Genomic DNA, 23,365 nt, shown 5'->3' with positions numbered 1-23,365 from the left:
ATGGAATTTACGATCCAACACTTTATCGCGCTTGCTCCACTGCTGATTACCAGCCTCACCGTTGTTGTGGTGATGCTGGCAATCGCGTGGCGCCGCAACCACTCACAGACCTTCCTGCTTTCGGTGGCCGGTCTTAACCTGGCACTGTTGTCGATTTTCCCGGCGTTGAAAGTTGCTCCACTGGCTGTCACTCCGCTGTTGATGATGGACAACTTCGCCTACCTGTACATCGGGGTGATCCTGGCCTCGACCCTGGCCTGCGTTACCCTCGCCCACGCCTATCTGGGCGATGGCGGCACGGGTTACCCGGGCAACCGAGAAGAGCTTTACCTGCTGATCCTGCTGGCTGCGACCGGCGGTATCGTGCTGGTCAGCGCGCAACACCTGGCCGGCTTGTTTATCGGCCTGGAGCTGCTCTCGGTGCCGGTCTACGGCCTGGTGGCCTATGCCTTCTTCAACAAGCGCTCGCTGGAAGCCGGTATCAAGTACATGGTGCTGTCGGCCGCCGGTTCTGCGTTCCTGTTGTTCGGTATGGCCTTGCTGTACGCCGAAGCCGGCAGCCTGAGCTTCAGCGGTATCGGTCACGCCCTGGCAGCCACTGGCGTCCCTGCGCCGCTGGCCCAACTGGGCCTGGGCATGATGCTGGTGGGGCTGGCGTTCAAACTGTCGCTGGTGCCTTTCCACCTCTGGACCCCGGACGTGTACGAAGGGGCTCCGGCTCCGGTCGCGGCGTTCCTTGCCACCGCATCCAAAGTGGCCGTGTTTGCCGTGATGGTGCGTTTGTTCCAGATCACTCCATCGGCGACTACTGGTGTGATGAGCGATGTACTGACCGTGATCGCGATTGCCTCGATCCTGTTCGGTAACCTGCTGGCCCTGGTCCAGAACAACCTCAAGCGTCTGCTGGGTTACTCCTCGATCGCTCACTTCGGTTACCTGCTGATCGCCCTCGTGGCGAGCAAAGGCATGGCGATGGAAGCGATCGGCGTGTACCTGATCACTTACGTGCTCACCAGCCTGGGTGCGTTCGGCGTGATCACCCTGATGTCTTCGCCTTACAAAGGCCGCGACGCAGATGCCCTGTACGAATACCGCGGCCTGTTCTGGCGTCGTCCGTACCTGACCGCGGTCCTGACCGTGATGATGCTGTCGCTGGCCGGTATCCCGCTCACCGCAGGCTTTATCGGCAAGTTCTATATCATTGCCACCGGCGTTGAGGCTCACCAATGGTGGCTGGTCGGTTCACTGATCCTGGGCAGCGCCATTGGCGTGTTCTACTACCTGCGCGTGATGGTGACCCTGTACCTGGTCGAGCCAAAACTGCATCGCCACGATGCTCCGCTGAACTGGGAGCAAAAGACCGGCGGCGTGATGCTGCTGGCCATCGCGGTACTGGCGTTCTTCCTGGGCGTTTACCCTCAGCCGATGCTGGAACTGGTGCAACACGCAACCTTGGGCCTTGCTGGCTAAGCGTTGCCTGCCCCCCTAAACCCCGTGAAGGCCTGGCCTTCACGGGGTTTTTTTTAGCCGCTTGCATGACCCCTTGCGGGCCTGCCGGGCTGATTGCAGAGGCGTTGGCTTACACCGCAGGTTAAATCGTAAGAATTACCCTACAAAATCTTGAGCGATTTCATCTCGCCACCTGTTCAGGTGATCCCTATCCTGTGCCGCATGCAACAGGTAAGCAATTAATCGCTTTCCCGCCCTGAGTCATCTCTTCATCTTTCTTTACAGGGCACTTTTTCAGGGGGCACACCATGTGTGCCCCCGGGGCTCGTAAACCGAGCCTGATGCATGGGCTGACAACCGAACGTATTCAATCATTATCCCCTCAAACAACTTTATATTTAATCGCACTTCGACGCGTCGTGCTTTATATCCGTTCGTCTTGTGTTTTATTGACAGCACTCGGCTTTATCACTTTACCCAAATAACGTGAGGGCGTTTAACCGTCGTGCTACTCCAGTTATTGAAGATGATCTCTGAGACTATAAACAAGGAAGTTTGCGAGGCTGGAGTGAGCCTATGGATCCCCATAAGCCGTCATTATTTCCCCGCTCTTTACTCAGAGGTTCAAATGCGCACTGCCCTGATTGTGGATGACCATCCGTTTATTCGTTCGACCGTTAACATGATCCTCAAGGATCAACACTTCAACGTCGTCGCAGAAGCCGATAATGGCTCGGATGCGGTACAACTGGCTCGCGAACATAAACCGGACCTTGTTCTGCTCGATATCTCGATGCCCAAGCTGGATGGCCTGGAAGTTCTTAATCGCCTTTACGACCTGGGGCCAGCGGTCAAGGTCATCGTGTTGACGTCCCTCTCGCCCACCTTTTATTCGATGCGCTGCATGAAGGCCGGGGCCGTGGCTTATGTCTCGAAAACCCACGGGCTCAATGAGCTGGTCAGGGCCATCAATGCCGTGATGTCAGGCCATACGTTCTTCCCGTTGCTCACCGCTGACTCTGTGCGTCGATCCGATGGCTGGACATCGGAGCTGGAGTTGATCCAGCGGCTTTCCGAACGTGAACTGAGCATTTTTCAACAGCTCGCCAAAGGCATGAGCAACAAGCAGATTGGCGAGGAAATGCTGCTGAGCAATAAAACCATCAGCACCTACAAGGCGCGCCTGATCGAGAAGCTCAATGTCAGTTCACTGGTGCATCTGGCCGACCTGGCCAAACGTAACGAACTGATCTAAGCGCTCCCACTCTTCCCCCTCTCCCCCCCCACTTAGCAATAGAGTCGCCTGTTGCCCGAAGACTCTATTGCCGCCTTTTTTTTTGCCTCCGTACAGTGTTTAACAACAACTTCAGCACCTGAAAATAGTGTTTTAACGACCCCACCACAATAAAGCCCACCAAACCTTTATCACCCTCCTGCGCTACAGATGCTCATTTAAAAAACAGCACTAAATACTCGGGAATATTTCCTACAAATCCTTAAGCGGTTTCGTCTCGTTACATCTTCACGTGATCTATATCGTGCGCACCTCACTTTACTCAACCGCACTATCAGGAACTAAAGACCGTGAAAAACAAATCGATTATCGCCATGACCCTGGCCGCTGCCGCCGCCGGCATGATCAGCTCTTCCGCCTTCGCCGCAGATGGCGTCATCAACTTCACCGGCGAAATCAAAAACGCCACCTGTGAAGTCGGTACCGGCGGCACCCAGGCAATCAATATGCCTGCACTTGCCAAAGGCAACCTGGATGTCACGGGCGCAACCGGCCCTCAATACGGCTTTGACGTTGAACTGTCGGGGGCTGATTGCACCGGCACCAATGTGCAAATCTCGTTTGAGCAAGACCCGAGCACCATCGACCCGGATGGCACCCTGGTGAACACCGACGCCACGACTGGCTCTAGCGTTGCCGTTGAATTGCTGGACGGTACCGGTACCCGCATCAATCTGGCGGACACCACATACAAAACCACACCGGTGGTGATCAACAACAGCCAGGCCAAGATCCCTCTGCGCGCTCGCTACAAAGCCAAGACCGACACCGTTGTCGCGGGTCCGGTCCTGGCCTCGGTTGGCGTGATTGTCGAAACCAACTGATCACGCGCCCCCACTGAACTTGCGTTGCCCTGTTGCGGCGAATGAAGTTACGGCATTGAGTCCCGGTTTTGCACCGGGACTCAATGGAGGCTTATTGCCTAATTGGATTTAATTGACATGCACTATTCATCCCGTGTTCTGCCACGTTGTTTCGCCGTGGCCACTTTGTGTCTCACCACGTGGTTATCCATCTCACCGGCCCAGGCCGGGATCGTCATCAGCGGCTCACGCCAGGTCTACCCGGCTCAAGAGCGCGAAATCACCGTTCAGTTGAGCAATGAAGACAAGAAACTCCCGTGTCTTGTGCAGGTGTGGCTCGACGCTGGCAATGAAAAACTGACACCGGAACAAAGTGATGTGCCCTTCACTATCACCCCGCCCGTATTCCGCATTGAAGGTGGCAAAAGCCAAGCCTTGCGTCTGTCCTACACCCAAGAGCCACTGCCGACCGACAAAGAGTCCGTGTTCTGGCTCAACGTGCTGGAAGTCCCACCGGTTGTGGCCAGCAGCGAAGACCAGTTGCGCTTCAGCTTCCGTATCCGCAGCAAGGTGTTTTTCCGCCCGCAAGGCCTGGCCGGCACCCCACAGGACGCCGGATCACAGTTGCGCTGGTCGTTGCACAAGACCGCCAAAGGCAGCGAACTGGAAGTCCATAACCCCTCGGCTTATCACGTGTCGTTTCAGGAAGTTGCTCTGGCGTTGGGCGCCACGCCGGACGCCAAACGCAACAAAAGCGAGCACTACACCATGGTCGCTCCCGGCGGCCGCGAGCGTTACCCGCTGAAGGACACCGTTGGCAACCTGCCAGCCGGCGCCCATGTCGCGTTTTCGTTCCTCAATGACTATGGCACCGCCGTACAGGTGCAAGCGCCTCTGCAACCTGCCACCCACTGATTCCGTCTCCAGCCACTGGAAAGTCGCCTGTCCACAGGCGTCGGTGCTGTCTTTCGTCCGTTGTATTTTTTGAAGAACGCCTAACCATGATCCGCTCAAGAGCCATCCGTTACTCACGGCACCGCAGCCACAACGCTGCCGTGCTGCGACTGCAGCCGAACCTGCTAAGCCTGATGATCGCCAGCCTGATTTCGGGTGCCTTGGCAAGCCCCGGGGTCAGCGCCGCACCGGCCACACCCGATGTGGCTGCCATGACGTTCGACGTCGGCATGTTTGCCGGGCGCAGCCGGGCGGATGTCGATTATTCGCGCTTCAATCAGGGCAACGTGATTTTGCCGGGTACCTACCGGCTGGACATCATGGTCAATGAAAACCGCATGGCCCGGCGCGACGTCAGGTTCAGTGCAGTCGATGGCCAGGACAGTGCCAGCGTGTGCTTCAGCCGCAGCATGCTGGCCGAGCTCGGGGTTGATCCGGACAAGGTGGCGCGCGGCACTCCGGGTGCTGACACCGCAGACGGTACGCCGATCCCTGACGGCCAGCTGTGCGGCGATCTGGGTACCTGGATCCCGGGGGCCAGTGCCGAATACGATGCCGGTGAACAACGGCTGGCGTTGAGCGTGCCGCAGATTTTCATGAACCTGTCGGCCCGCGGGTATGTCGACCCTAAAGAGTGGGACAGCGGCATCGATGCCGGGCTACTGGCCTATAACTTCAGCAGTTCGACCGCCACCCGTGGTGATGGCGGCCGCCAGGGGTATCTGGGCCTGGTCGGCGGTTTCAACCTGGGCGACTGGCGTTTTCGGCACCAGGGCGCCCAGGGCTGGAGTTCGTTGCAAGGCCGTTCGTCCTACCAGAACACCGCCAGCTACATGCAACGCAGCATTGCCGCCTGGAAATCGCAGCTGACCATCGGCGACAGCTTCAGCAGCGGCAGTATTCTCGACAGCGTGCGCTTGCGCGGTGTCAGTCTGGCTTCGGATGACCGCATGCTGCCGCAATCGCAGCAAGGGTATGCGCCGGTGGTTCGCGGGATCGCCGAAGGCAACGCCACGGTGAGCATCACCCAGAACGGCTACAAGATTTATGAAACCACGGTGGCGCCCGGGCCGTTCATCATTGATGACCTGTACCCCACCGGGTACGGCGGTGACCTGACGGTGACCGTGACCGAAGCCGGCGGTCGCCGGAACACCTATGTCGTGCCATATGCCGCGGTGCCGGAATTGCTGCGCGCCGACACCACAAAATACGCCCTGGCCGTGGGCCAGTTGCAGCAATACAGCACCGCCGCCAGCCAGCCGACGGTTTTGCAGGCGACCCTTCAGCACGGCCTGAGCAATTCGCTCAGCCTGTATGGCGGCACCACCCTGAGCAGCGGCTACACCCAGACCAAACTGGGGACCGCATTTGCCACGCCCATCGGGGCCATCTCGCTGGACGCTACCCACTCCAGCACGCGTTTGCCGGGCCAGGGCACCCTGCAAGGCCAGAGCTTCGGCATGGCCTACAACAAGAACATCCCGGAAACCGGCACCAACTTTGCGCTGGGTGCCTATCGCTTTTCCACCCGAAACTACCTGACGCTGAACGACGCCATGAACCTGCGTGATCGCACGGGCGTCGACCAGACCAACGGCCAACTGGCCCGGCAAAAAAGTCGCCTCGACCTGAACATCCATCAAAAGGTCGGTGACGGCACATTGACCCTGTTTGGCAGTTCGGTGGATTACTACGCCAGCAACCTTGGGCGCCAGACGTCGCTGACCGTGGGCTACGGCTCGCGCTGGAAAGACGTCAACTGGAACCTTTCGCTGCAACGCTCACGCATCCAGTCAGTGCCCTTGAGCCTTGAGCAGGAACGTCAGCAACAAAGCGACAATATTTTCTTCGGTCCCGGCTACAACAGCGACCGCATCGACAACCGCCTCATGCTGACCCTGAGCATGCCGCTGGGACGCGCGTCGAATGCCCCGCACATGACCACCAGCTACTCACACAGCACAGGCGACACCCAAGGCAGCAACCTCAATACCGGGATCAGTGGCAGCCTGGGCGAACAGCACAACATCACTTACGGCGCCTCGGCGTCCCACAGCAATGCCGATGGCCGTGCCAGCAGCAACTACAACCTGAATGGCGGTTACCGAGGCAGCAAGGCCACCTTGCGCACGGGCTACAGCCAGTACGGCGACAGCAGCCAGCTTTCGTTCGGTGCCGACGGCGGCATCGTCCTGCACGGCAGTGGCGTCACCCTGGCGCAGAAACTCGGCGACACCGTGGGCCTGGTGCATGCACCAGATGCCGAAGGCGCGGGCATCACCAATGCGTCCGGTGTAACGCTCGACGGCAATGGCTACGGTGTCGTGCCTTACCTGACGCCCTTTCAGAACAACAACGTCGGCATCGACCCCAAGGGCACTTCGCACAATGTCGAGCTCCTGGAAACCACGCAAAGCGTTGCGCCAACACTGGGGGCCGTCAGCCTGCTGCACTACGAAACCGTGAGCGGCCGCGCCGTGGTGTTCAAGGCAAGGCAACCGGACGGCCAATCGCTGCCGTTCGCCGCTCAGGTCTTCGACGAAGCCGGCCAGGCCATCGGGGTAGTCGGTCAGGGCAGTAAAGCCTTCGTCCGTGGCGTCGCCGACAGCGGCATCCTGCTGGTCAAGTGGGGCGAAGCCGCCGACAGCCAATGCCGCATCACCTATGCATTGGCACCGCCGGCCAGGGATCAGAAGTATTCAGAGGTGATTGAGGGGCGTTGTACGCCATGACCGTGATCCATTCCATGCCCCCAACGCACATGCACCATGACAGGATAATGAAGATGAACAAGTGTGTATTAACCGGCGTACTGTCCCTTGCTTTGAGCGGGTACTCGGCCATTTCCCATGCCCTCTGCACGACAGTCCCGCCACAAAGAATAACCGTGGCTTTTCCAGATCTCGTGCTCGCTAAAGACATACCCGTCAACACGGTACTGCACGAGTTTACTGATTCGACCATCAACGCAATCGGCGTCGCGTTCAACTGCGGGACTGGGAGTGTGGCTGACGCAACGCTGTGGGAGGCGGTGAACGGGTTTCCCTTGCCCCAGATAGGCTCAACGAGCCCTACCAATATTCCCGGTATTGGATTGAGTGTAATAACTGAGCGGGCGTTCACGCAGGATGGCAGTATCTTCAGGAGGCGATCGGCGCTCTGGTGTAACAGAAATCCCTATCAGATGTGCGGGCCCGCCTTTGGACCGGTTACTTTTCAGTTGATCAAGACCGGCGAAATCGATAGCGGTGGTGTACTGACTATCCCGGGCACATTTGCTATCTCGGCCAGGCAAACCAGGATATCGAGCGGGTCGCAGTATGCATTTACATCCTCTCAAGTCAGCCTTGCGGCGTGTTCGGTCACCGTGCCCGGGCCCGTCGATCTGGGCACCGTCGACAAACGAAAGTTTCCTGGCCCGGGTGTCCCTTACCCTGACGAAGCGCCGTTTGAACTTGAGCTCACTGGATGCGACCCGCGAAACATACAAATCGATCTGCGCCTGGACGGCACCACGGATACCCAGCCCGATGTGTTGGCACTGACCCGCCCCAATTCCGGTGTTGGGATTCAGGTACTGGACAAAAATACCAATACCCCCATTACGTTTAATCAGGATGTGAACGTTGGCAACACCGGTGGCGCAACAACCTACAAGATCCCCTTGGCAGCACGTTATTTCCAGGTCGGCCAGCAGATCGTACCTGGCGACGCCGGCGCCAATGCCCAGTTCACCGTGATCTACAAGTAACCCGCTCTTCTACCATGTCTTGCTGCAACTGTTTCAGCGCACCGTGCCCACGGCCGGGCTCTGCGGCAGTTGCAGCGCATTCCGGGCTTGTATAGGCTGGCGCGCCGCCTGCCTCTCGACCCGGAACTGACGTTAATGCGCCCCGCCCTTTCTTCACTGTTGCCTTTGGCTTTTGTCTGCACTGCCCCGGCCTATGCCGGCCCGCTGGAGTTGGGGGAGGTTCAGGTGCGCACTGAGCAGAGCAGTGAGCTGGACATGGCCCGCGCCGCGCTGGATGAGGTGCCGGGGGCCAGCAACCTGATTGACTTGAACCGGGTCGAAAACGGGCGGACTGCCAGCAACACCGATGTGCTGGCCTATCAGCCGGGGATTTACGCGCAGTCGGCGGGCAACGACGGGGCCAAGGTTTCAGTGCGCGGCTCGGGCCTTAACCGGGCACCCAGCGCTCACGGTTCCGGGCTGTATGTGCTGTTCGACGGTTTGCCGCTGACCGGCCCCGGCGGAACCCCCTACGAGCTGTTCGAACCCCTGTGGCTGAGCCGCGCCGAGGTGCTGCGCGGTGCCAATGGTTTTGAGCGCGGCTCGCTGGCCCTCGGCGGTTCGATCAATTACGTAACCCACACCGGGTACGACGCCCCGGCGTTGCAAGTGCGTTACGAAGCCGGCAGTTATGGTTACCAGAAGCGCCAGATCAGCTCCGGGCAGGTACTGGGCGATCTCGACTATTACGTGGCACTGACGGATTCCGACACCGATGGCTATCAGGACCATACCCGCGGCAGCAGCAAAGGCTTCGTGGCCAACGTCGGTTATCGCTTCAGCCCCCAGCTGGAAACCCGTTTTTATATGCGCTACCGCGAAACCGACAACCAACTGGCAGGCCGGGTTACCAAAGACCAGATCAAACACCACCCGCGCTCAGCCAATCCGGTGTACGTGACGGGCGACTACACCCGCCCTCAACCCGGCAGTACCTGGCTGGGCAACAAAACCACGATGTACCTGGACGATGACTCGCAGCTCGAAGTCGGGCTGGTGTATCACGACTACCCGATGGACCTGCACGAAGGCCCGAACCGGTTAAAAGTCGCCTACACCGATGTCAGCGGCACCCTCAACTACAAGCGGCGCGACACCCTGTTCGGCCTGGAAAGCAAAACCACGCTGGGCCTGCGTTCGACCAAGCACCTGCCCAACAGCGGCGCATCGGAATACGTACGTCTGCCCCGGGGTAACACCGCAGGCTATGCACCGGGCAGCAAAATCCGCGATTTCAGCTATCAGGGTTCGGATACGGTGTTGCAGGCCAGCAATGACCTGGAACTGATCCCCGACCTCTGGCTGACCACCGGCATGGCGTTGATCTACACCCGACGCGAAAGTGACGTGAGCTACCCGGACAGCGGTGGCAAGGTCAGCCAGCACGATTGGGATTACGCGCCACGGGTCGGCCTGCGCTATGAATTCAACCCGCACCTGCAGGTGTACGGCAACCTCAGCCGCTCGGTCGAGCCGCCGCACCCATGGTCGATGATCTGGGGGTCGCCGACGCGCTTCCCGTCGGGCAGCGGCCCGGCCACCGGTCAGCAAAGCACACCGGTGGCGTTGCACAATCAAACCGCGACCACCCTCGAGCTGGGCACCCGTGGCGAATCCTGGATCGGACAATGGGACCTGGCCTGGTACTACTCGGCAATCCGCCATGAATTGCTCAGTGTCGAAACCCAGGCTGCCACCGCGGATCAAGTGGCCATTGTCGGCGAAGCCAACGCCAGCCCTACGGTGCACCAAGGGGTCGAAGCCGGGTTGAGCAGCCTGCTCTGGGAAGGTCGGGCCGCAGGCAAGGTGTCGCTGCGCCAGGCCTACACCTTCAGCGACTTCCGCTACCGCGATGATGAACGCTTCGGTGACAACCGCCTGCCGGGCATTCCTCAGCATTACTACCAGGCAGAAGTCCGTTACGACCATCCGCAAGGCTTCTATGCGGGCCTTAACACCCAAGTAGCCTCACGCATGGCGGTGGATTACGCCAACTCGTATTACGCTTCGTCGTACAGGCTGTTGGGTGCGACCCTGGGCTACGCCTCACCCAAGCAGGACTGGCAAACCTGGCTTGACCTGCGCAACCTGACGGGCGAACGCTACGCTGCCACGGTCACTCCAGGCTACGACGACAAAGGCCTGGACGCAGCACGCTCCACCCCGGGCGAAGGCATGGGCGCCTACGTCGGGGTGTCGTACAGTTTTCGTTAATGCCCGGTGTTGCTATCGGCAGGCAGACGCACTCGGCGACGTGTGCCGCCGAACAGGCCCCAACTGGCCAAGAACAGCGCAGCAATCAACGGCCCGATCACAAAACCGTTGAGGCCAAAGATCGCCATGCCGCCCAGGGTTGAGATCAAAATCAGAAAGTCCGGCATCTGGGTGTCTTTGCCGACCATGATCGGACGCAGCACGTTATCCACCATACCGATCACGAACACGCCGTACAGCGCCAGCACCACGCCTTCCCAGACCATGCCCGAGATCAGGAAGTAGACCGCCACCGGCCCCCAGACAATGCCTGCGCCAACCGCCGGCAACAACGACAGGAACATCATCAGCACTGCCCAGAACAGCGTGCTTTGAATGCCCAGGTACCAGAAGATCAGCCCCCCCAGCGTCCCCTGGGTAATGGCCACCGCCAGGTTGCCCTTGACCGAGGCCCTCACCACGCGCCGCAACTTGAGCTGCAACAAGCGTTTTTGTTGCTCGGCCAGCGGGACTGCATTGCGGACGGCGCGGACCAATTGCTGGCCATCGCGAATAAAGAAATACAACAGGTAAAGCATGATGAAAAAGCTCACCACCAATTCAAAGGTACTCTGACCGAAGCTGAACACCTGCGTGGCAAAAAACTGGCTGCCTTCCAGCGCGCCCTTGGAAACCTTCTCGCTCAAGCCCGCGATATTGCCCATCCCCAGGCGGTCAAGCCAATCCTGGATGGTGGGTGGCAGGATATCCTTGAACTTCATGACGTAACTGGCGACGTTGATCTTGCCGCTCTCCACGTCTTTATAAAGTGTGGCCACCTCTTGCACGAGCAGTCCCGTGGTGATGATCACCGGCAAGATTGCAATCACCGTGCATACGCACAGCGTCGCGAACGTCGCCAGGTTTCGGCGGCCTTTGAGCTTGAGCAGGAATTTGCGCTGCAAGGGCGCGAACAGAATGCCCAACGCCACAGCCCAGAAAATCGCGCCGTAAAACGGCAGCATGATCCAGATAAATGCGATGGTGACCAAGGCCAGCAACAAGAGCAGGGTTTTACGTTGAAGACTTGTCTCGTTCATAGGCCGTCCATGTCAGTAAAGCGCCGCAATTTGGGCTAGCCGCAGTTTAGCCAGCAAATGCCCAAGAGGATGCCTTCTTTCGGTTCGGCCTCTCCTTACCGCGAGACTTCAACCGCGTTGCGCTTGCGCCTCTTCATGGGCATGGCGCAGGCGCTCACGGCTGTTGGTCAGGTGCAGGCGCATGGCCGCGCGTGCAGCGTCGGCATCCTGACGGGCAATGGCTTCGTAGATTTCTTCATGCTCGCGGTTCAGGCGCGTCATGTAGTGCTGTTGGTCATCGTGGGCCAGGCGCGCCGAATTGAGCCGGGTACGCGGAATGATGCTGGTGCCCAGGTGGGTCATGATGTCCGTGAAGTAGCGGTTACCGGTCGACAGCGCGATCTGCAGGTGAAACTGAAAATCCGAGGCCACCGCATCGCCCTCACGGGCAGTGCTGTCGTTCAAGGCATCCAGCGCCGCCCGCATGCCCGCCAGTTGTTCGGCGCTGCGCCGTTGCGCGGCCAGCCCGGCCGACTCGACTTCAAGGCTGATGCGCAGCTCCAGAATCGCCAGCACATCGCGCAACGTCACCACGGTGGCCGGGTCGATGCGAAAGCCGCTGGGGCTTGGCGTGTCCAGCACGAAAGTACCGATGCCGTGCCGGGTCTCGACCTGCCCTGCCGCCTGCAGCCGGGAAATCGCTTCACGCACCACCGTGCGGCTGACGCCATGGGCCGCCATGATCGCAGACTCGGTGGGCAATTTATCGCCTCGCTTGAGCAAGCCATCGCGGATCTGCTCGGACAATACCGTCACCAACTCTTGCGCAAGGCTGCGGCGTTTGCGAGGAAGGCGCGGGACGTCGATCTGGTTTTCCATGGTGAACATTTATCTCGGATTCAAGGGATTACGGGGTGGCACAGGCCTGTATCATAGCTTAAGGCGGTTGTACGATCACAGACTGCAGACGACATCAGCCCCGGTTAATACCGACCAAGGCTTTAGCCCGGGGCCTCGGAATTGATTAACAGGCACTGGATTGACAAAGCGATTGCAGCTGTAAATAATCGGGCAAAGTTGTACGACAACGGATAACAAAAACAACAATAATGAGCAAGGAATTTCCGTATGCCAACGCTCCTCTGCGTACTCCGTCCTGCCGCATGCACCCCACATGCCCGCTGCCCTCATGCGTCAGGCAGTGAATCTTTCTTTCGAGTCCGTCCCTCAACCTGTACGATCCCTCCCGATTTTGCTGGGGGTTAGTCCACACGCAAAAGACTCGCTCGCATTCGCGGCTTGAGTCATCGCCCATATGGGCACTCCATATCGCCTCCGCATAACGGGTCGCAATACAGGCCGAGGAGGACATATCTGTCAAAAAGGGAGCAAAACAATAATGAAACACAAAAATACTCGACCGTTGATTCTGATGGGGCTGGGGAGCATGGCTATGGCCTTGCCGCTAGCAGGCATGGCTGAAGGCTTTATTGATGACACCAAAGCCACATTGAATCTGCGTAATGCCTACATCAACCGCAACTTCACCAACCCGGCATATCCTCAGGGCAAAGCCGAAGAGTGGACCCAAAGCTTCATCCTCGACGTCAAGTCCGGCTTTACCCAGGGCACCGTCGGCTTTGGCGTGGATGTACTGGGCCTGTACTCGCTGAAACTGGATGGCGGTAAAGGAACCGGTGGAACCCAATTACTGCCAATCCATGACGACGGCCGCCCGGCCGATGACTTCGGGCGCCTGGCTGTCGCTGGCAAGGCAAGAATATCCAACACGGAACTGAAAATCGGCGAATGGATGCCGGTGCTGCCGATCCTGCGCTCCGATGATGGTCGCTCACTGCCTCAAACCTTCCGCGGTGGCCAGATCACCTCCAAGGAGTTCGACGGCCTGACCCTGTACGGCGGTCAGTTCCGCGGCAACAGCCCGCGAAACGATGCGAGCATGGAAGACATGTCGCTCAACGGTAAAGGGGCCTTCACCTCCGACCGTTTCAACTTTGGCGGTGGTGAGTACAGCTTCAACGAGAAACGCACTCAGGTCGGCCTGTGGTACGCCGAGCTGGAAGATATCTACCAGCAGCAATTCCTCAATGTCTTGCACAGCCAACCGTTTGGCGACGTGACCCTGGGCGCAAACCTTGGCTATTTCCAGGGCAAGGAAGACGGCAGCAAACTGGCAGGCGACCTGGACAACAAAACCGCTTACGCCCTCCTCTCCGCCCGGTATAAAGGCAACACCCTGTATGTCGGCCTGCAAAAAGTGGGCGGCGATGATGGCTGGTTCCGCGTCAACGGCACCAGTGGCGGCACATTGGCCAACGACAGCTACAACTCCAGCTATGACAATGCCAAGGAAAGGTCCTGGCAACTGCGCCACGACCTGGACTTCGCCGTACTCGGGGTTCCGGGCCTGGTCATGATGAACCGCTATATCAGCGGTGATAACGTGCACACCGGCACGATCACCGACGGCAAAGAATGGGGCCGCGAGTCGGAACTGGCCTACACCGTGCAAAGCGGCACCTTCAAGAACCTCAACGTGCGCTGGCGCAACTCAACCATCCGTCGTGACTACAGCAGCAACGAATTCGATGAAAACCGTATTTTCATCAGCTATCCGCTGTCCCTGCTGTAACCCCCCTCCTCACCCTCAGCGGCCGCAGGAACGCGGCCGCTTTCTACGGGTCAATGGCTAGCGGACATCCCTGGCCGTTGCACCATATCCAAGCTTTGTGTCGGTCCTTACGTCGGCTTTTCAGCCCGGCGCGACCTCTCCTCACTCCCCACCCTGCTGCTGATGACGGGCGCTGTCCCGGACAGATGGCAAATTGACTTCATCCCGCGCATTTTTCGCCTCACTGCGCATTGACAACCACTGCATTGACTGTGAATAATCCGACCCAAGTCATACGACAACAGATGACATTAATAAGAAATGCAGGGATTTTTGATGACAACCACTCGTACTGTCCAAACCCCCTTCAATCGCCTTCTCCTCACCGGTGCTGCCGGTGGCTTGGGGAAGGTGCTCCGCAACAGCCTGAAGCCTTATGCCAAGGTTCTGCGTCTCTCAGACATCGCCCCCATGGCACCTGCTGCCGATGCCCGTGAAGAAGTCCAGATCTGCGACCTCGCCGATAAACAGGCGGTTCACCGGCTGGTCGAGGGTGTCGATGCGATTCTGCACTTTGGTGGGGTTTCGGTAGAGCGCCCGTTCGAAGAAATCCTCGGCCCGAATATCAGCGGCATCTTCCACATTTATGAAGCGGCACGCCGTCACGGCGTCAAACGTGTGATCTTCGCCAGCTCCAACCATGTGATCGGCTTTTATAAGCAGGACGAAACCCTCGACGCCCATGTGCAGCGTCGTCCCGACAGCTACTACGGTCTGTCCAAGTCCTACGGCGAAGATATGGCCACGTTCTACTTCGACCGCTATGGCATCGAAACCGTGAGCATCCGTATCGGCTCGTCCTTCCCCGAGCCGCAAAACCGCCGAATGATGAGCACCTGGCTGAGCTTTGATGACCTCACCCAGTTGCTCGAACGTGCGCTGTACGCGCCGGATGTCGGCCACACCGTGGTCTATGGCGCCTCGAACAATGCCAACGTGTGGTGGGACAACCGCTTTGCTGCGCACCTGGGGTTTGAACCCAAGGACAGCTCTGAAGTGTTCCGCGACAAGGTTGAAGCCCAGCCGATGCCGGCCGCCAATGACCCAAGCATGGTGTATCAAGGCGGTGCCTTCGTCGCAGCCGGGCCGTTCGGGGACGAATAAACCGCGTTCAGCTCCCGAATAATAAAACCGACAGAGATCGAGCTGCCATGACCGCTGAACTGATTATCGATGCACGCAATGCGACCGGCGAAAGCCCGGTCTGGAACACTGCGCAACAGGCGTTGTACTGGGTGGACATTCCTGCCGGCCGTCTGCACCGCTGGACCCTCGCCGATGGCCGCCACCAAAGCTGGGATGCCCCACAAATGCTCGCGTGCATTGCTCAAAGCGGTGATGGCAGCTGGATCGCCGGCATGGAAAGCGGCCTGTTCAACCTGCAATTGCACAGCGATGGCCGACTCGATGCCAGCCTGTTGAGCCCGGTCACCCACGCCCAACCGAACATGCGTTTCAACGATGGCCGTTGTGATCGACAGGGCCGTTTCTGGGCCGGGACCATGGTGATGGACATGGCCGCAGGCGCACCGGCAGGCGCCCTGTACCGCTACGCAGCCGGACAAGGCGCCCCGCTCACCCCTCAGCTTGAGGGGTTGATTGTCCCTAACGGGCTGGCCTTCAGTCCCGACGGCACCCTCATGTACCTCTCCGACTCGCATCCAGACGTGCAGAAAATCTGGGCATTCGACTACGACATCGACAGCGGCACCCCCCACAACCGCCGTCTGTTGGTGGACATGAATCACTATGCCGGCCGGCCTGACGGCGCCGCGGTCGACGCCGAGGGCTGTTACTGGATCTGCGGCAATGACGCGGGCCAGATTCATCGCTTCACCCCCGAAGGCAAGCTCGACCGCTCATTGCACGTTCCGGTGAAAAAGCCTGCGATGTGTGCCTTTGGCGGCGCGCACCTGGACACCCTGTTTGTCACCTCGATCCGTCCTGCAGGCGACATCAGCGATCAGCCGCTGGCAGGCGGTGTATTTGCCCTCAATCCCGGTATCAAGGGGTTGCCAGAGCCCGAATTCAAACACTGAAGACTGACTGCTTTCCCGGTAATGCGGATCCGACAACTTTTATAAAAACAACAAAATTTGGAGTTTCACATGAATTTCAAACGCAAATTGCTCATCGCTGCCCTGCCGCTGGCTTTCTGCCTCAGCGGCGTCGCCCAGGCCGAAATCAAAATCAAGTTTGCCGAAGTTCACCCGACCGGTTACCCGCCCGTGCTCGCCGAACAGGAAATGGGCAAGAAGCTTGAGTCACAAAGTAACGGTGACATCAGCTTCAAGATGTTTGCCGGCGGCGTGCTGGGCTCCGAGAAGGAAGTGGTTGAACAGGTGCAGTCCGGCGCAGTGCAAATGACCCGGGTCAGCCTCGGTATCCTCGGCCCCGTCGTACCGGAAACCAATGCATTCAACCTGCCGTTCGTGTTCCGTGATCAGGCCCACATGCGCAAAATCATCGACGGCGAAATCGGCCAGGAGATGCTGGATAAAATCACCAATTCCGATTTCAACATGGTCGCATTGGCCTGGATGGATGGCGGTACCCGCAACCTGTACACCAAAGAGCCGGTCCGCACACTGGCCGACCTCAAGGGCATGAAAATCCGCGTCCAGGGCAATCCGGTGTTTATCGACACCATCAATGACATGGGCGGCAACGGTATTGCGATGGCCACCGGAGAGATCTTCAGTGCCTTGCAAACCGGTGTGATCGACGGCGCGGAAAACAACCCGCCTACGTTCCTTGAACACAACCATTACCAGAACGCCAAATACTTCACCTGGACCGATCACCTGATCCTCCCGGAACCGATCGTGATCGCCAAAACCACCTGGGCCAAGCTCAGCCCTGAGCAACAGGCGCTGGTGCAAAAGCTGGCCCGTGAGGCGCAGATGGAAGAACGCGTGCTGTGGGACAAGAAATCGGCCGAGAGTGAATCCAAACTCAAGGCTGCCGGCGTGGAGTTCATCACCCTCACTGCGGAACAGAAAAAAGCCTTCTACGATGCGACTCAGCCCGTTCGTGACAAATACGGTGCGAACTACAAAGACCTGATCTCTCGCATCGAAGCCGTTCAATAAGCCAGTCCGATTACGCCGCGGTGGCGGGCGCAAGCCCGTTTGCCGCCGCAGTGGTGAGCCCCATGAAAAATACCGTGCTGCGCTTCAATGACATGCTTTACAAGGTCTGTATCGGGATCGCCGGGTTGTCGGTACTGACCATGACCCTGATCATTCCGTGGGGCATCTTTGCCCGTTATGTACTGGGCAGCGGTTCCAGTTGGCCGGAACCCACCGCCATTCTGTTGATGGTGGTCTTCACCTTTTTTGGTGCCGCCGCCAGCTACCGAGCCGGCGCCCACATGGCCGTGTCGATGGCCGTGGAACGCATGCCTGAGCAGGTGCGCAAAGTGGCTGCGGTGCTGGTACAGATTCTGATGGTAATCGTCTGCCTGTTCATGACCGTCAAGGGCTTCAAGCTCTGCGCCACGACCTGGAATCAATTTGTCGGTGAAATGCCGTCCTTGCGGGTAGGGATTTCTTATCTGCCGATCCCGGTCGGCGGTCTGGTAACCCTGATCTTCGTCCTGGAAAAACTCTTCCTGGGTGACCAAAGCCACCGCCGCGTTGTGCGGTTCGACATCGTAGAAGCCAGCGAAGAGGCCGTATAAATGGACGCTTTCGTACTGTTGGGCAGCTTTATCGCCCTGATCCTTATCGGCATGCCGGTTGCCTACGCGCTGGGCCTCTCGGCACTGATCGGGGCCTGGTGGATCGATATTCCGTTCGATGCCCTGATGATCCAGGTCGCCGGTGGCGTGAACAAGTTCTCTCTGCTGGCGATACCTTTCTTCGTCCTGGCGGGTGCAATCATGGCCGAAGGTGGCATGTCACGCAGGCTGGTGGCGTTCGCCGGGGTACTGGTGGGCTTCGTGCGCGGCGGTCTGTCACTGGTGAACATCGTGGCCTCAACCTTCTTCGGCGCAATCTCCGGCTCGTCGGTGGCGGACACGGCATCGGTCGGCTCGGTGCTCATCCCGGAAATGGAGCGTGCCGGTTATCCCCGTGAGTTCTCCACGGCGGTGACGGTCAGCGGCTCGGTGCAAGCCTTGCTGACCCCGCCAAGCCATAACTCGGTGCTCTACTCGCTGGCAGCCGGCGGTACAGTATCGATCGCTTCGCTGTTCATGGCCGGGATCTTGCCCGGGTTGCTGCTCAGTGCCGTGATGATGGGCCTGTGCATGATCTTTGCGCGCAAACGCAACTATCCCAAGGGCGAAGTCATTCCCCTGCGCACGGCCCTGAAAATCGCCGGTGAAGCGCTCTGGGGCATGATGGCCATGGTCATCATCCTCGGCGGCATTCTGTCGGGCATTTTCACCGCCACCGAGTCAGCCGCCATCGCGGTGCTGTGGTCATTCTTCGTCACCATGTTCATCTACCGTGACTACAAATGGCGCGACCTGCCCAAGTTGATGCACCGGGCGGTACGTACCATTTCCATCGTGATGATTCTGATCGGTTTCGCCGCCAGCTTCGGCTACATCCTGACGCTGATGGAAATCCCGATGAAGATCACCACTGCGTTCCTGACACTGTCGGATAACCGCTACGTGATCCTGATGTGCATCAACGTCATGTTGCTGCTGCTGGGTACCGTGATGGACATGGCGCCGCTGATCCTGATCCTGACGCCGATCCTGCTGCCCGTGATCATCGGCATCGGCGTCGACCCGGTGCATTTCGGGATGATCATGCTGGTCAACCTGGGGATAGGCCTCATCACACCGCCGGTAGGCGCCGTCCTGTTCGTCGGCGCGGCAGTGGGTAAAGTCACGATCGAAAACACCGTCAAAGCCTTGCTGCCGTTCTATGCCGCGCTGTTGATGGTGCTGATCCTGGTGACCTACGTTCCGGCCATCTCGCTGTGGCTGCCAAGCATCGTGCTGTAAGAAGCACTTCAACCCTGTAGCCGCTGCCGAAGGCTGCGATGAGAGACACGCGTCCCCCATCGCACCTTCGGCAGCGGCCGCAAGGTTACCGATTCTGTCCAGCCAAGGAGGCTGGTTACTTATGTCTGCTCCTGCCTTGTTCCCCCGCCACATCGCGGTATTGATTCTCGTGCTGCTGGCCTGCGCCTTCGCCGGTAACCATATTGCCGCCCGAATTGCCTTCGACCATGACACCGGCTTGCTGCTGGCGATACTGTGCCGCGCCGGAGTGACCTTGCTGGTGCTTACCAGCCTGGTGCTGTGGCAACGTGAACGCCCGCGACTAACGCCCAGTCAATGGCGCTGGCAATTACTCCTCGGGCTGCTCATCGCGGCTCAGAGTTTTTTCATTTATTCCGCCGTGGCACGGATTCCAGTGGCACTGGCCCTACTGATTGCCAACGTGGCACCCATCCTTCTGGTGCTGCTGACCTGGGCTCTGGGCGGTGCTGCCCCGAGTCGGCGTGCCGCCTTGCTCATGGGCCTGATCATGTGCGGCCTGGTCTTTGCCCTGGACGTACCTGAGCGCCTGTCCAGTCAAGGCAGCACTGAAGCGCAATGGGGGGAAGGTATCGCCTTCGGCTTCGCCGCGGCCTCGGTCTTTGCCTGTGCGCTCTGGATCACTGATCACAAGCTGTCGAGTGTCCGGGGCAGCGTACGCAGCATGCTGACGATGATCATTGTGTTTTGCGCCGCCGCGCTGGCAGGCACCAGCGGCGTCATGCCGGGCGGTGTGTCGCTGCCCGGCTCGTCGACCGGCTGGATCGCCCTGGGCTGCCTGGTGGCGCTCTATGGGCTGGGGTTCTGCCTGCTGTTCATTTGCCTGCCGCGCCTGAACATGGCCCGCAACGCACCCGTCATGAACGTTGAACCGGTGGCAAGCCTGATGTTTGGCTGGCTGATCCTGGACCAGGTACTCAGCAGCGGGCAAATCATCGGCGGCCTGATCGTCGTAACCGGGATTGTGTTACTGACCTGGCGGCGTGCCGCTGATTAATCTGCCCCTTGGCAGTGGAGTCCCATGAACACAAGCCTATTGACCCTCGAAGACGGACTGACCCGCCTGACCCTGGCCCCGCAGATCGGCGGCAGCATCCTGGACTGGCGCGTCATTGCCAGCGGCCACCCGTTATTGCGCCCCAGCAAGGCCGGAGCCCTGGACAAGGGGCAGGCCAACCAATTGGCCTGCTTCCCGCTGGTGCCGTGGTCGAATCGCATCGGGGCTGGCGGTTTTGACGGGCCGCAGCACTGGTTCGCCTTGCTGCCCAACAACCCTCCCGGGCCTTTGCCCATCCATGGCAGTGCCTGGCAACAAGCCTGGCACGTGATGGAGCACAGCGACCGGCATGCCTGCCTGCAACTGGAGAGCCGACTGCCCTTCGCCTACCGTGCGCAACTGCGCTACAGCTTGAGCGATGGCCAACTGAGCATCGAGCTTGAGGTCACCCATCAGGACGCCCAGGCCGCCTGGCATGGCCTGGGCCTGCACCCTTACCTGCCACGCACCGCGCGTACCCGGTTACAGGCACAAGCCGAACACGTCTGGCTGTGCGATGACGCCGGGCTGCCCACGCAGCGGGTGCCCATTCCGGCTGAATGGGACTTCAACCACGCCGGCAACTTGCCTGAGGCACGTCTGGACAACTGCTTTACCGAATGGGATGGCTGTGCGCTGATCAGCCAGCCAGATCTGGGTTACACGCTGGAATGTCGAGCCACGGGCAGCCCGTACTACCTGGTATATTGCCCGCCGAAAGAGGATTTTTTCTGTTTCGAGCCGGTCAGCCACCCGGTCAACGCGCACCACCTGCCCGGCCGGCCGGGCTTGCAATTACTGCACGAGGGGCAATCCGCACGCATGAGTTTCAGCCTGCGTTATCGCGCCCTGTCACAAGCTCGCGATTAGTAGACCCAGATCAATGGCTCCGTGGGCAGGCTCGTCTAGGATCGCGCCTTTTTACGAACGATCTGACTATGCGCCTTGCCCCGCCCGAACTCCTCGCCCCTGCCGGCACCTTGAAAAACATGCGCTACGCCTTTGCCTATGGGGCTGACGCCGTCTATGCCGGCCAACCCCGCTACAGCCTGCGAGTGCGCAATAACGAATTCGACCACGACAACCTGGCCATTGGTATCGCCGAGGCGCAAGCACAGGGAAAACGCTTTTACGTAGTGGTCAACATTGCCCCGCACAACGCCAAGCTGCGCACGTTCCTCAAGGATCTGCAGCCCATCATTGCCATGGCCCCCGATGCGCTGATCATGTCCGACCCGGGCCTGATCATGCTGGTGCGCAGCCACTTCCCGGACATGCCGATCCATTTGTCGGTTCAGGCCAATACGGTGAACTGGGCCAGCGTCGAGTTTTGGCGCCAGCAAGGCCTGAGCCGGATCATCCTGTCGCGCGAGCTGTCACTGGAAGAGATCGAAGAAATTCGTCAGCAAGTGCCTGGCATGGAATTGGAGGTTTTCGTGCATGGTGCGCTGTGCATGGCGTACTCCGGTCGCTGCCTGCTGTCCGGTTACATGAACAAGCGCGACGCCAATCAGGGCAGCTGCACCAATGCCTGCCGCTGGAAGTACGAGGCCAGACCGGGCACGGAAAACGAACTGGGCAATATCGTCAATGTGGTTGAACCCACACTCGGGGCGGGCACACCCAGCAATGAGGTATTTGTGCTGCATGAGTCCGGGCGCCCGGATGAGCCCATGCCCGCGTTCGAAGACGAACACGGCACCTACATCATGAACTCCAAGGATTTGCGTGCCGTGCAGCACGTTGCACGACTGATCGAAATGGGTGTTCACTCACTGAAAATCGAAGGACGGACCAAATCGCACTTCTACTGCGCACGCACGACCCAGGTGTATCGCAAAGCGATTGACGATGCCCTCGCAGGTCACGCGTTCGATCGCAGCCTGATGACGGATCTGGAATCTCTGGCCCAGCGCGGCTACACCGAAGGCTTTTTGCGGCGCCATGTCCATGATGAATATCAGAACTACCTGCATGGCAGCTCTCTGTCGCAGCGCCAGCAATTTGTCGGTGAACTGACGGGCGAGCGGCGTAACGGCCTGGCAGAAGTCAAAGTCAAAAACCGCTTTGCCCTGGATGACCATCTGGAGCTGATGACACCGCAAGGCAACTATCACTTCGACCTTGACCGCTTGCACAACAGCGTCGGGCTACCGATCCAGATCGCGCCGGGTGATGGTCATACGGTGTACCTGCCCATCCCCGAGCAAGTGAACTTGAGCTACGGATTGCTGATGCGGGACTTGAAGGTGAGCGAGGTCATGCAGCGTTCGCTGTGAGCGCTGCTTCGGACCTGCTGCACTGGCAAGATCAGTCCCTGAACACTTCATCCAGCAGATTATGCATGGCCATAAACGCTCGGCTGGCGGTTTTAGCGTCATACATCATCTTGCCGGGGACGTTGGCGTGGGGATCGGTGAACGAATGCACCGCGCCGCCATAGCTGGTCAGTTGCCAATCCACGCCAGCAGCATTCATCTCGGCTTCAAACGCCGGTAGCTGCTCGCTTGGCACCAAAGGATCAGACGCCCCGTGCAACACCAGCACCGCCCCTTTGATGCTCTGCGCATCGACCGGGTTGGGGGTATCGAGTGTGCCGTGGAACGATATGGTCGCTTTCAGCGGCGCGCCGCTGCGCACCAGCTCCAGCGAACAGCAACCGCCAAAGCAGAAACCAAAGGTCGCCAGCTTATTGCTATCGACCTGGGCCAGCCCCTGATTTTTCAGCATGTCATAGGCCGCCCACATGCGCTTGCGCAACAAGGCGCGGTCATTCTTGAGCGGCATCATCGCTGCGCCCGCCTCGTCCGCATTGGCCGGGCGGGTAGCCTGGCCATACAAGTCGGCAATAAGCACCACGTAGCCTTGTTCTGCCACGGATTTGGCGATCTCTTCAGCGCCATCGCTGATGCCCATCCAGTTGGGGGCCATCAACAGGCCCGGCAACGGATCTTCGCGGCTCGGGTCAAACGCCAGGCGGCCTTCGTAGGGTTGGCCATCGATTTGATACGCCACAGAAGTGACCGTAATGGATTTCATGAAAAACTCCTGAGTTCAGAACAAAAAAAAA

The 23,365-nt window shown here is 59.2% G+C and carries 19 protein-coding genes; 16 read left to right on the top strand and 3 right to left on the bottom strand.

Features of this window, described 5'->3' with window-relative positions:
* The 7 genes from nuoN to DQN55_RS07430 all read left to right on the top strand — a co-directional run bounded on the left by nuoN (position 1) and on the right by DQN55_RS07430 (position 10,507).
* Positions 1-1,470 (top strand): NADH-quinone oxidoreductase subunit NuoN, encoded by a 1,470-nt coding sequence (nuoN, locus tag DQN55_RS07460; RefSeq protein WP_048382479.1) that lies wholly within the window; start codon positions 1-3, stop codon positions 1,468-1,470.
* Between the two features lie 607 nt (positions 1,471-2,077).
* Positions 2,078-2,704, top strand: a complete 627-nt coding sequence (locus DQN55_RS07455) for a response regulator transcription factor (protein ID WP_048382478.1) — start codon at positions 2,078-2,080, stop codon at positions 2,702-2,704.
* 329 nt (positions 2,705-3,033) lie between these two features.
* Positions 3,034-3,567 carry a fimbrial protein gene (locus tag DQN55_RS07450; RefSeq protein WP_048382477.1) on the top strand — a complete coding sequence of 178 codons (534 nt, stop codon included), beginning with the start codon at positions 3,034-3,036 and terminating at the stop codon, positions 3,565-3,567.
* Positions 3,568-3,684: 117 nt separating this feature from the next.
* The gene (locus DQN55_RS07445; RefSeq protein WP_048382476.1) at positions 3,685-4,461 is read left to right on the top strand and encodes a fimbrial biogenesis chaperone; all 777 of its coding nucleotides are present in this window, start codon (positions 3,685-3,687) and stop codon (positions 4,459-4,461) included.
* Between the two features lie 86 nt (positions 4,462-4,547).
* Positions 4,548-7,235, top strand: a complete 2,688-nt coding sequence (locus tag DQN55_RS07440) for a fimbria/pilus outer membrane usher protein (RefSeq protein WP_053070935.1) — start codon at positions 4,548-4,550, stop codon at positions 7,233-7,235.
* Entirely contained in the window at positions 7,232-8,254 is a 1,023-nt protein-coding gene (locus tag DQN55_RS07435) for a fimbrial protein (RefSeq protein WP_048382475.1), read from the top strand. The genes DQN55_RS07440 and DQN55_RS07435 overlap by 4 nt, the downstream gene beginning before the upstream one ends.
* Before the next feature lie 135 nt (positions 8,255-8,389).
* Positions 8,390-10,507 carry a TonB-dependent receptor family protein gene (locus DQN55_RS07430; RefSeq protein ID WP_048382474.1) on the top strand — a complete coding sequence of 706 codons (2,118 nt, stop codon included), beginning with the start codon at positions 8,390-8,392 and terminating at the stop codon, positions 10,505-10,507.
* Here DQN55_RS07430 and DQN55_RS07425 read toward each other — a convergent pair.
* Positions 10,504-11,586 carry an AI-2E family transporter gene (locus tag DQN55_RS07425; RefSeq protein ID WP_048382473.1) on the bottom strand — a complete coding sequence of 361 codons (1,083 nt, stop codon included), beginning with the start codon at positions 11,584-11,586 and terminating at the stop codon, positions 10,504-10,506. The two genes, DQN55_RS07430 and DQN55_RS07425, sit on opposite strands and share 4 nt — an antisense overlap.
* Positions 11,587-11,694: 108 nt before the next feature.
* Complete coding sequence (locus tag DQN55_RS07420; protein ID WP_074703001.1) at positions 11,695-12,444, bottom strand: FadR/GntR family transcriptional regulator; 750 nt, start codon at positions 12,442-12,444, stop codon at positions 11,695-11,697.
* Between the two features lie 520 nt (positions 12,445-12,964).
* On the opposite strand from DQN55_RS07420, the gene DQN55_RS07415 reads away from it, so the two are divergent.
* From DQN55_RS07415 to trhP, 9 genes are all read left to right on the top strand, one after another.
* Complete coding sequence (locus tag DQN55_RS07415; protein WP_048382471.1) at positions 12,965-14,218, top strand: OprD family porin; 1,254 nt, start codon at positions 12,965-12,967, stop codon at positions 14,216-14,218.
* Between the two features lie 315 nt (positions 14,219-14,533).
* Positions 14,534-15,361, top strand: a complete 828-nt coding sequence (locus DQN55_RS07410; protein WP_048382470.1) for an NAD-dependent epimerase/dehydratase family protein — start codon at positions 14,534-14,536, stop codon at positions 15,359-15,361.
* Positions 15,362-15,408: 47 nt separating this feature from the next.
* A complete protein-coding gene (locus DQN55_RS07405) occupies positions 15,409-16,296 on the top strand; it encodes a glucurono-1,5-lactonase (protein ID WP_048382469.1) in 888 nt (295 codons plus the stop codon).
* 69 nt (positions 16,297-16,365) lie between these two features.
* Positions 16,366-17,349 (top strand): TRAP transporter substrate-binding protein, encoded by a 984-nt coding sequence (locus tag DQN55_RS07400; RefSeq protein ID WP_048382468.1) that lies wholly within the window; start codon positions 16,366-16,368, stop codon positions 17,347-17,349.
* A gap of 62 nt (positions 17,350-17,411) precedes the next feature.
* Positions 17,412-17,939, top strand: coding sequence for a TRAP transporter small permease (locus DQN55_RS07395; RefSeq protein WP_048382467.1), 528 nt, complete (start codon positions 17,412-17,414; stop codon positions 17,937-17,939).
* Entirely contained in the window at positions 17,940-19,220 is a 1,281-nt protein-coding gene (locus tag DQN55_RS07390; RefSeq protein WP_048382466.1) for a TRAP transporter large permease, read from the top strand.
* A gap of 121 nt (positions 19,221-19,341) precedes the next feature.
* On the top strand, positions 19,342-20,256 hold the full coding sequence (locus DQN55_RS07385) for an EamA family transporter (protein WP_048382465.1): 915 nt from the start codon (positions 19,342-19,344) through the stop codon (positions 20,254-20,256).
* A gap of 24 nt (positions 20,257-20,280) precedes the next feature.
* Positions 20,281-21,165, top strand: a complete 885-nt coding sequence (locus tag DQN55_RS07380) for an aldose 1-epimerase (protein WP_048382464.1) — start codon at positions 20,281-20,283, stop codon at positions 21,163-21,165.
* Positions 21,166-21,233: 68 nt separating this feature from the next.
* Complete coding sequence (gene trhP, locus DQN55_RS07375) at positions 21,234-22,574, top strand: prephenate-dependent tRNA uridine(34) hydroxylase TrhP (protein ID WP_048382463.1); 1,341 nt, start codon at positions 21,234-21,236, stop codon at positions 22,572-22,574.
* Between the two features lie 31 nt (positions 22,575-22,605).
* Here trhP and DQN55_RS07370 read toward each other — a convergent pair whose 3' ends face one another.
* Positions 22,606-23,334 carry a dienelactone hydrolase family protein gene (locus DQN55_RS07370; protein WP_048382462.1) on the bottom strand — a complete coding sequence of 243 codons (729 nt, stop codon included), beginning with the start codon at positions 23,332-23,334 and terminating at the stop codon, positions 22,606-22,608.
* Between the last annotated feature and the right edge of the window lie 31 nt (positions 23,335-23,365).

Source organism: Pseudomonas taetrolens (assembly GCF_900475285.1).
GTDB lineage: Bacteria > Pseudomonadota > Gammaproteobacteria > Pseudomonadales > Pseudomonadaceae > Aquipseudomonas > Aquipseudomonas taetrolens.
This window is presented reverse-complemented; position numbering and strand designations above follow the sequence as displayed.